The organism is Vibrio sp. PNB23_22_6 (genome assembly GCF_052877535.1).
Window position 1 is genome coordinate 52,094 of sequence record NZ_JBNFXP010000022.1, and the last position, 9,625, is coordinate 61,718.

The following is a 9,625-nucleotide window of genomic DNA, read 5'->3' on the forward strand; positions in this document are numbered from 1 at the left end:
CAGAGATGAATTGGCTGCAACGTAAATATTGGTATTATCGATTAAAAGGCTCACCTTATCGATCGCTGTTTTGTCCTCCAAGTAAAGGCGAATTCGTCTCTCTCGACTGTGAAACCACCAGCCTAGACCCCAAGCGTGCCGAACTGGTCACCATCGCCGCAACAAAAATTATCGACAACCGTATTATCACCAGTAGACCGTTTGAAGTACGATTAAGAGCACCACAATCGCTCGATTCTGGTTCGGTGAAAATCCATCAAATCCGTCATCAGGACTTAGCCGATGGCATCAGTGAGAATGAAGCCCTATTAAAGCTACTGACGTTCATTGGTAATCGGCCGTTAGTGGGCTATCACATTCGCTATGATAAGAAAATTCTCGATCTTGCATGCCTGCGACACCTTGGTTTTCCTCTCCCTAACCCCCTAATTGAAGTGAGCCAAATCTACCATGACAAACTCGAACGACATTTGCCCAATGCCTATTTCGACTTAAGTCTTGATGCCATCTGTAAACATCTGGATCTGCCGATTCAAGACAAACACGACGCGCTGCAAGACGCCATTGCCGCGGCATTAGTTTTTGTCAGGCTAACCAAAGGCGACTTGCCCAGCCTAACCGTTCCCTATACGCAATAGCGCCATAATCAGCTTTCGATCCGCATCCCAAATTCGCATTTATGTCCGGAATTTTATGACACATATTTCACTCTCATCCTAAAGTCTAATTGTGGAAATAAGCGCTGTGATTGACAGTTATATGTACAACCTCGTTCTAGCCACGACTCATCGTTAAGAACGAAAAACAGCCTTATAAATATCTAAGGCCGAGAAATATAGGCACAAGGAGAGCAGCCATGAGCGAAGCCCACGTTTATCCGGTAAAAGAAAATATTAAGAACCATACGCATGCGGATAATGATACTTACCTAGCCATGTATCAGCAGTCGGTCACCGATCCTGAGGGCTTCTGGAACGAACACGGCAAAGTAGTGGATTGGATTAAACCGTTCACCCAAGTAAAGAATACTTCTTTCGATACGGGCCACGTGGACATTCGTTGGTTTGAAGACGGCACACTGAACGTATCTGCAAACTGTATTGATCGTCACCTTGCCCAGCATGGCGATGAAGTCGCGATCATCTGGGAAGGCGACGATCCTGCCGACGACAAAACCCTCACATTCAATGAACTGCATAAAGAAGTGTGTAAGTTCTCTAACGCACTAAAAGAGCAAGGCGTACACAAAGGCGATGTGGTTTGCCTTTACATGCCTATGGTGCCAGAAGCCGCTATTGCGATGTTGGCATGTACGCGAATTGGTGCGGTTCATACCGTAGTATTTGGTGGTTTCTCACCAGAAGCATTATCCGGTCGTATCATCGACTCAGACGCAAAAATCGTTATCACCGCAGATGAAGGCGTTCGTGGTGGTCGCGCAGTCCCACTCAAAAAGAACGTCGATGAAGCACTAACCAACCCAGAAGTGAAGACCATCGACAAGGTTGTCGTGCTAAAACGCACTGGCGGCGATATTGATTGGCATGAGCACCGTGACGTTTGGTGGCACGAAGCAACAGCCGTCGTTTCTGACGACTGTCCACCAGAAGAGATGAAAGCGGAAGATCCACTGTTCATCCTTTACACTTCAGGCTCAACAGGTAAGCCCAAAGGCGTACTGCACACGACAGGCGGCTACCTGGTGTACGCAACCATGACCTTCAAATACGTATTCGATTACCAAAAAGGCGAAACGTTCTGGTGTACTGCGGATGTGGGTTGGATTACTGGTCACACTTACCTAATTTATGGTCCACTGGCGAACGGTGCGAAAACCATTCTGTTCGAAGGTGTGCCAAACTACCCAAGCACGGCTCGCATGAGTGAAGTGGTTGATAAGCACCAAGTGAATATTCTCTATACCGCACCAACGGCTATTCGTGCCCTAATGGCAAAAGGTAACGAAGCGGTCGCTGGCACATCACGTTCAAGCTTGCGTGTGATGGGCTCAGTAGGTGAACCAATCAACCCTGAAGCATGGGAGTGGTATTACAAGACCATTGGTAACGAGAGTTCGCCTATCGTTGATACTTGGTGGCAAACAGAGACAGGCGGTATCTTGATCGCACCGCTACCGGGCGCAACAGATCTAAAACCAGGCTCAGCAACTCGTCCATTCTTTGGCGTACAGCCTGCGCTAGTGGATAACATGGGTAACATCATCGAAGAGACTGCGGCAGAAGGTAACTTAGTGATCCTCGATTCATGGCCAGGTCAGATGCGTACAGTTTACGGCGACCATGAGCGCTTTGAACAAACGTACTTCTCTACCTTCAAAGGCATGTACTTCACTAGTGATGGTGCGCGTCGTGACGAAGACGGTTACTACTGGATCACAGGTCGTGTTGATGACGTACTGAACGTATCGGGTCACCGTATGGGTACGGCTGAGATTGAATCGGCACTGGTTGCACATGACAAGATTGCAGAAGCGGCGATTGTCGGTATTCCTCACGATATCAAAGGTCAAGCTATCTATGCCTATGTGACACTGAATGATGGCGAGTTCCCTTCTGCAGAACTACACAAAGAAGTGAAAAACTGGGTACGCAAAGAGATTGGTCCAATCGCGACGCCAGATGTACTGCACTGGACAGACTCTCTACCGAAAACCCGCTCTGGTAAGATCATGCGTCGTATTCTGCGTAAGATTGCAACGGGTGATACCAGCAATCTTGGCGATACTTCTACGCTGGCCGACCCAAGCGTAGTAGACAAACTCATTGCAGAGAAAGCAGAACTGGCATAACACCTAACCACTGTTTTAAACGCTAGATCTAAAAGCCGCTATTACCTATGGCGGCTTTTTTGTGCGTGGGCGCAAAATAAACCACAAAAACCACGTGGCAATGATGTTGTTTTTGTTAACTCGGCAACAGAAACGGCGGGGGCTATTAGGAGATTAGACCAGTAAATTGCTGCTAATTGCTGTGAATTAGCTATAATCTTGGTCGATTTTTTAAAATTTGCTCGGTTTTAACAAAAAAATCGTGCTGAATTATCGTATATTTGGGAATATAAACGTTCTGCTCACGATAAAGGAAGATAGCTACATAATGCCAGCAAAGTCACGGATTCTCATTCTAAACGGACCAAATCTTAACCTATTAGGTCTGCGTGAACCGACACACTATGGTAACAACACCCTAGCGCAGATTGTTGACGCTTTAACTGAACAGGCTCACAACTCTGGGGTGGAACTTGAGCACCTGCAATCTAATCGTGAGTACGAACTGATAGAAGCCATTCATGCTGCATACGGCAAAGTGGACTTCATCATTATCAATCCAGCGGCCTTCACTCATACCAGTGTCGCGCTGCGAGATGCACTACTTGGCGTAGCCATCCCATTTATCGAAGTGCATCTATCGAACGTTCACGCACGTGAGCCGTTCCGTCACCATTCTTACCTATCTGATAAAGCAGAAGGGGTAATTTGCGGTTTAGGTGCACTAGGTTATGAATTTGCTCTGTCTGCAGCAATTGCAAAATTGCAGGCAAAGTAGACCAAACACTCTGCAGCCCTAAGGGTTGTCTTAATCACAAGATAAAAGAGAAAGAAAAGATGGATATTCGTAAAATCAAAAAACTAATTGAATTAGTTGAAGAGTCTGGCATTGCAGAGCTAGAGATTTCTGAAGGTGAAGAGTCGGTACGAATCAGTCGTCACGGCACAGTCGCAGCTCCAGCACCAGTTCATTACGCAGCAGCTCCTGTAGCAATGCAGGCTCCAGCAGCTGCGCCTGTAGCAGAAGCTCCAGCAATGGCAGCAGAAGCACCGGCGGCAGTTCCTGCAGGTCACCAAGTTCTTTCTCCAATGGTTGGTACTTTCTACCGCTCTCCAAGCCCAGATTCAAAATCATTCATTGAGATTGGTCAGAGCGTGAAGGCTGGCGATACACTATGTATCGTTGAAGCAATGAAGATGATGAACCAAATCGAAGCGGACAAATCAGGTGTTGTTACTGCAATCCTAGTTGAAGACGGCCAGCCAGTTGAATTCGACCAACCACTCGTTGTAATCGAATAAGCGGGGCTCGCCTTATGCTAGATAAAGTAGTCATCGCGAACCGAGGTGAAATAGCACTTCGTATTCTTCGCGCTTGTAAAGAATTGGGTATTAAGACGGTAGCAGTACACTCAACGGCTGATCGCGATCTTAAGCACGTACTACTTGCGGACGAAACAGTATGTATCGGTCCTGCTCGTGGTATCGACAGCTACCTGAATATCCCTCGCATCATTTCTGCAGCAGAAGTAACAGGTGCGATTGCGATTCACCCAGGTTACGGTTTCCTATCTGAGAACGCAGACTTTGCTGAGCAAGTAGAGCGTAGCGGTTTCATCTTCGTTGGCCCTAAAGCAGATACCATCCGCATGATGGGTGACAAAGTGTCAGCTATCAACGCAATGAAAAAAGCAGGCGTTCCTTGTGTACCAGGCTCTGACGGTCCACTAGATAACGATGAAGACAAAAACAAAGCTCACGCTAAGCGTATCGGCTACCCAGTCATCATCAAAGCATCTGGTGGCGGCGGTGGGCGTGGTATGCGTGTTGTACGTTCTGAAACTGAGCTTGTTCAAGCTATCGCTATGACGCGTGCAGAAGCAAAAGCCGCATTCAACAACGACATGGTTTACATGGAGAAATTCCTAGAGAACCCACGTCACGTTGAAGTACAGGTTATTGCTGACGGTCAAGGCGGCGCTATCCACCTGGGTGAACGTGACTGTTCTATGCAGCGTCGTCATCAGAAGGTAGTAGAAGAAGCACCTGCTCCAGGTATCACCGAAGAAATGCGTAAATACATCGGTGAACGTTGTACGCGCGCATGCCTAGAAATCGGTTACCGCGGCGCAGGTACGTTCGAATTTCTATACGAGAACGGTGAGTTCTACTTCATCGAAATGAATACTCGTATTCAAGTTGAGCACCCAGTAACTGAAATGGTAACGGGCGTAGACCTAATCAAAGAGCAGCTACGCGTAGCAGCGGGTCAGCCTCTGTCATTCACTCAGGATGACATCAAGATCCGCGGCCATGCAATTGAGTGTCGTATCAATGCAGAAGACCCAGAGCGCTTCCTACCTTCTCCAGGTAAGATTGAACGCTTCCACCCGCCAGGCGGCATGGGTGTGCGTTGGGAATCTCACATTTATACTGGCTATACCGTGCCACCTCATTACGACTCAATGATTGGTAAATTGATCACTTACGGTGAAAACCGCGATGTAGCAATTGCACGTATGAAGAACGCTCTAGGTGAGATGATCATTGAAGGCATCAAGACTAACATTTCTCTGCAGCAGTCCATCATGAATGATGAGAACTTCCAGCACGGTGGTGCGAACATTCACTACCTAGAGAAGAAGCTAGGCCTACAATAAGCCTTTGCTAACCTCATAATAAATGCCCACATCTGTGGGCATTTTTGTTTTGTATAAAGACTATACTCAAACAAACCGTAGAGTTCTGGTAAACTTTGCGCCACTTCATTCACTTTAAGAGCAAAAACAAATGCCTTGGATTCAAATCAAACTCAATGCGACCAATGAAAACGCTGAGCAAATCGGCGACATGCTAATGGAAGAGACTGGTGCGCTGTCTGTAACTTTCCTAGACGCGCAGGATACGCCTGTATTCGAACCTCTACCAGGCGAAACTCGCTTGTGGGGCGATACTGATATTCTGGCACTGTATGATGCAGAAGCTGACACCAACTTCATCATCAACCAAATCAAAGCAAGCGACATGTTGGTAGAAGGTTTTGCTTACAAAGTTGAACAGCTAGAAGACAAAGACTGGGAACGCGAGTGGATGGATAACTTCCACCCAATGAAGTTCGGTGAACGTCTGTGGATTTGCCCAAGCTGGCGTGAAATCCCAGAACCAGACGCCGTCAACGTAATGTTAGATCCTGGCCTTGCATTCGGTACAGGTACTCATCCAACGACAGCGCTATGTCTTGAATGGCTAGAAGGTCTGGATCTGTCTGGTAAGACAGTTATCGACTTCGGCTGTGGCTCAGGCATCCTGGCGATCGCTGCGATCAAGCTAGGCGCAGAAAAAGTCATCGGGATCGATATTGATCCTCAGGCGCTACAAGCATCTCGCGACAACGCAGAACGTAATGGTGTAGCAGATCAACTTGAAGTGTACCTACCTCAAAACCAGCCAGAAGGTCTAATTGCAGACGTGGTTGTTGCCAACATTCTTGCTGGTCCACTGCGAGAACTAGCTCCAATCATTAAAAGCCTAGTGAAGCCAAATGGTGAGCTTGCGATGTCGGGTGTTTTAAACACTCAAGCAGAAGACGTAGCGAACCATTACCGTGACGAGCTTCACATTGACCCAATCGCAGAGCAAAGCGAATGGTGTCGCATCTCTGGTCGAAAACAAGGCTAGATATGGTTTTTAACGCTAATTGACTGAATTTTATGCAAATTGTAAAAACAATTTGTAAATGCTCAAATATTAGTCTTTTCACGCAGTAAAAAAATGCGTAAAATGCGCGCCCTTGCTGGTACAGAACTGTGATGACGTTTTGAAAATCGGAAACTATCAACTTAAGAACAATCTAATCGTAGCCCCTATGGCTGGTGTAACGGATAGACCGTTTCGCGAGTTGTGTCTTCGCTATGGTGCGGGAATGGCCGTCAGTGAAATGATGTCTGCTAACCCTAAGCTATGGGGAACGTCGAAGTCGAAACAACGCATGGTACACGAGGGCGAATCGGGCATTCGCTCTGTACAAATTGCGGGTTCCGATCCACAGCTTATGGCTGATGCTGCTCAATTCAGTGTTGAAAACGGTGCACAAATCATCGACATCAACATGGGCTGCCCAGCAAAGAAAGTGAACAAGAAGCTGGCGGGCTCTGCACTGCTTCAGTACCCAGACATCATCCAACAGATTTTGACTGCAGTAGTGGATGCAGTGGACGTTCCAGTAACGTTAAAGACTCGAACAGGCTGGGATACAGAAAACAAGAACTGTGTCCAAATCGCTAAATTAGCCGAAGACTGCGGCATACAGGCTCTTGCTTTGCATGGCAGAACGAAAGCATGTATGTACAAAGGTGAGGCCGAATACGACAGCATTAAAGCGGTTAAACAGGCTATATCCATTCCGGTTATCGCAAACGGTGATATCGATAGCCCGGAGAAAGCTAAGTTTGTACTGGAGTACACCGGTGCAGACGCTTTAATGATAGGACGCCCTGCCCAAGGTCGCCCTTGGATTTTCCAAGAAATCCATCACTATTTGGAAAACGGCACCACAATGGATGAGCTTCCAAATGAGGAAGTGAAAGCCATTATGCTTGGTCATGTTAACGCTCTACATGAATTCTATGGTGAGTTCTTAGGACCACGTATCGCGCGTAAGCACGTTGGCTGGTACCTAAAGGAGCATGAACAGGCAAGTGAGTTTCGCCGTACCTTCAACGCTATCGACGCGGCTTCGCTGCAGCTTGAAGCGCTAGAAGGTTATTTTGATAACGTTGCATCATAATTAAGAGAAGAGCTAGACCGAATATGTTCGAACAAAATCTGACTTCAGAAGCATTAACAGTAACTACAGTAACGTCACAAGACCAGATTACTCAAAAGCCTTTACGTGACTCTGTTAAAGCATCTCTTAAAAACTACCTAGCTCAGCTAAACGGCCAGGAAGTAACAGAACTATACGAATTAGTTCTAGCTGAAGTTGAACAGCCACTACTAGATACTATCATGCAGTACACTCGCGGCAACCAAACTCGCGCAGCAACGATGATGGGTATCAACCGCGGTACTCTTCGCAAGAAACTTAAAAAATATGGCATGAACTAATTCAAGTTCATCGCATATTTTGTAAAAAAGGCTTAGTTTATAATGACTAAGCCTTTTTTATTACTTCTCCAATACAGAGATAGAGCAGGCTAAAATTTCGCGCGTCTAAACGAAACATTAGTCAATACGGATAGAATGAAGTGTGACCTGTACTGGTTGAGATAACAAATAAAATATATATAATCAAAGACTTATACCGAGATAAGGAAATAAACACATGATTTATAAAGAAAGGGAAGATTGGCTTCATGCCATCCTTAATTCTCTTCCTGATCATGTCTTTATCCTAGACAAACAAGGTCGCTATATCGAGAGCTTCGGTGGCACCTACCATTCCAAACACTTCAATGCAGAGAGTTACACCAACCTCTACCTCAGTGACGCCCTCTCCTCTAGCAAAGCTTCAGAGCTTTTAAGCTATATAGATGACGTCATTGCTTCTAACGAGCCTAAAGTCGTTAAATACACTATAGCCCTACAAGATCATCTTCTTATGCCTATAGAAGAGTTAGAAGCGCTTGAGAATCCAGAAGAGACTTGGTTTGAGGCAATTATCAAACCAGTCGATAACGCCATAGATGATTCAAACTGGGTGATTTGGTCTGTTCGTGACGTAACCAAAAACCACCTACTCGAAAAGCGCTTAAAATACCTCTCTGAGACAGATGAATTGACAGGCGTCCTGAACAGAAGAGCTTTTCAAATCAATCTAGAAAACGCGCTCAGTGCGCATTTAACCCAAGCCAATACTCTATCCTGTCTAATGATCGATATTGATCATTTTAAAGATATCAATGATCAGGTTGGACACTTTTCTGGTGACCGCGTGATCAGCCATGTTGCAAAGATCTGTCAAACAGCAATTCGTGGTAGCGATTTTATTGGTCGACTTGGCGGAGAGGAGTTTGCAGTGATTCTATCAAACACCAGTGCGATACAAGCTTACGACGTTGCAGAGCGCATCAGACAAGCTATTGAAAGCGCTCCTTGCTGTATAGACGGTATCGAAATCAATACGACGGTTAGTATTGGCGTGGCTGAATATAACAAACAGGTACCAACAACAAAAAAATTAATGATCAGTGCAGACAAAGCTATGTACTATTCAAAACATGCTGGCCGTAATCAAGTGACACTTCACCATGACGGTATTCCCGATGTGAAAATTCAACATTCATCAAACCTTAAAATACAACGAGTATCTTAACTCTCGATAAATTTATTTATATCAACTCCCCTCCCAGCCCTCCCCAAAACATTAAAATTCAAAATTTTAGGGCTTTTGTAAAGTACACCAACAGAACCACTTCGTATTTAAATCTAGGTGATGATTTTATTTAGCCTTAGCCTTGGACGTGTAGTGGCGCACTATCACCCCCAATTAGAACTACCATTTGGAGCCTTCGAGTATGGTTTTAAGATGAAGAAAACTTTGTTCAACAAAATATCCCCACTCAACGCTGAACTGAGCAAAGAGAAAAACCAAAATGGGTCACACAACTACTATTGAAATACGTGTATTTATTTGGCTCAGAAAGCCGAGTGACCAAAAAGATAGACGAGAAACTAGATTAACCTTAACAGTTAATTTCTCAGGTTAGTATTAGTTAAATATTACACATACGAAAAAGCCCTAGCATTACTGCTAGGGCTTTGTCTGAATAAATGGCGGAGCGGACGGGACTCGAACCCGCGACCCCCGGCGTGACAGGCCGGTATTCTAACCAACTG

At 45.7% G+C, this 9,625-nt stretch carries 9 protein-coding genes; all 9 read left to right on the forward strand.

Annotation, left to right across the window (positions count from 1 at the left end; translation table 11 throughout):
- Nucleotides 1–5: 5 nt before the first annotated feature.
- The 9 genes from ACVA54_RS15840 (at nucleotide 6) to ACVA54_RS15880 (ending at nucleotide 9,101) form a co-directional block, all read left to right on the forward strand.
- Entirely contained in the window at nucleotides 6–638 is a 633-nt protein-coding gene (locus ACVA54_RS15840) for a 3'-5' exonuclease (protein ID WP_099080091.1), read from the forward strand.
- Between the two features lie 218 nt (nucleotides 639–856).
- Nucleotides 857–2,809 (forward strand): acetate--CoA ligase, encoded by a 1,953-nt coding sequence (gene acs / locus ACVA54_RS15845; RefSeq protein WP_099080092.1) that lies wholly within the window; start codon nucleotides 857–859, stop codon nucleotides 2,807–2,809.
- 307 nt (nucleotides 2,810–3,116) lie between these two features.
- The gene (gene aroQ, locus ACVA54_RS15850; protein WP_099080093.1) at nucleotides 3,117–3,566 is read left to right on the forward strand and encodes a type II 3-dehydroquinate dehydratase; all 450 of its coding nucleotides are present in this window, start codon (nucleotides 3,117–3,119) and stop codon (nucleotides 3,564–3,566) included.
- Between the two features lie 59 nt (nucleotides 3,567–3,625).
- Nucleotides 3,626–4,090, forward strand: a complete 465-nt coding sequence (gene accB, locus ACVA54_RS15855) for an acetyl-CoA carboxylase biotin carboxyl carrier protein (protein ID WP_099080094.1) — start codon at nucleotides 3,626–3,628, stop codon at nucleotides 4,088–4,090.
- A gap of 14 nt (nucleotides 4,091–4,104) precedes the next feature.
- Nucleotides 4,105–5,448, forward strand: coding sequence for an acetyl-CoA carboxylase biotin carboxylase subunit (gene accC / locus ACVA54_RS15860; protein ID WP_099080095.1), 1,344 nt, complete (start codon nucleotides 4,105–4,107; stop codon nucleotides 5,446–5,448).
- A 130-nt stretch (nucleotides 5,449–5,578) separates the two neighbouring features.
- Nucleotides 5,579–6,466 carry a 50S ribosomal protein L11 methyltransferase gene (gene prmA, locus ACVA54_RS15865; protein ID WP_099080096.1) on the forward strand — a complete coding sequence of 296 codons (888 nt, stop codon included), beginning with the start codon at nucleotides 5,579–5,581 and terminating at the stop codon, nucleotides 6,464–6,466.
- 139 nt (nucleotides 6,467–6,605) lie between these two features.
- Entirely contained in the window at nucleotides 6,606–7,574 is a 969-nt protein-coding gene (dusB, locus tag ACVA54_RS15870; RefSeq protein ID WP_172438148.1) for a tRNA dihydrouridine synthase DusB, read from the forward strand.
- A 23-nt stretch (nucleotides 7,575–7,597) separates the two neighbouring features.
- Nucleotides 7,598–7,894 carry a DNA-binding transcriptional regulator Fis gene (fis, locus tag ACVA54_RS15875; protein WP_000462885.1) on the forward strand — a complete coding sequence of 99 codons (297 nt, stop codon included), beginning with the start codon at nucleotides 7,598–7,600 and terminating at the stop codon, nucleotides 7,892–7,894.
- 217 nt (nucleotides 7,895–8,111) lie between these two features.
- Nucleotides 8,112–9,101 (forward strand): diguanylate cyclase, encoded by a 990-nt coding sequence (locus tag ACVA54_RS15880; protein WP_446649742.1) that lies wholly within the window; start codon nucleotides 8,112–8,114, stop codon nucleotides 9,099–9,101.
- Nucleotides 9,102–9,625: the final 524 nt, after the last annotated feature.

Coding starts and splice junctions, on each gene's coding strand:
- ACVA54_RS15840 (WP_099080091.1), top strand. CDS start 6: ATGAATTGGCTGCAACGTAAATATTGGTATTATCGATTAAAAGGCTCA.
- acs (WP_099080092.1), top strand. CDS start 857: ATGAGCGAAGCCCACGTTTATCCGGTAAAAGAAAATATTAAGAACCAT.
- aroQ (WP_099080093.1), top strand. CDS start 3,117: ATGCCAGCAAAGTCACGGATTCTCATTCTAAACGGACCAAATCTTAAC.
- accB (WP_099080094.1), top strand. CDS start 3,626: ATGGATATTCGTAAAATCAAAAAACTAATTGAATTAGTTGAAGAGTCT.
- accC (WP_099080095.1), top strand. CDS start 4,105: ATGCTAGATAAAGTAGTCATCGCGAACCGAGGTGAAATAGCACTTCGT.
- prmA (WP_099080096.1), top strand. CDS start 5,579: ATGCCTTGGATTCAAATCAAACTCAATGCGACCAATGAAAACGCTGAG.
- fis (WP_000462885.1), top strand. CDS start 7,598: ATGTTCGAACAAAATCTGACTTCAGAAGCATTAACAGTAACTACAGTA.
- ACVA54_RS15880 (WP_446649742.1), top strand. CDS start 8,112: ATGATTTATAAAGAAAGGGAAGATTGGCTTCATGCCATCCTTAATTCT.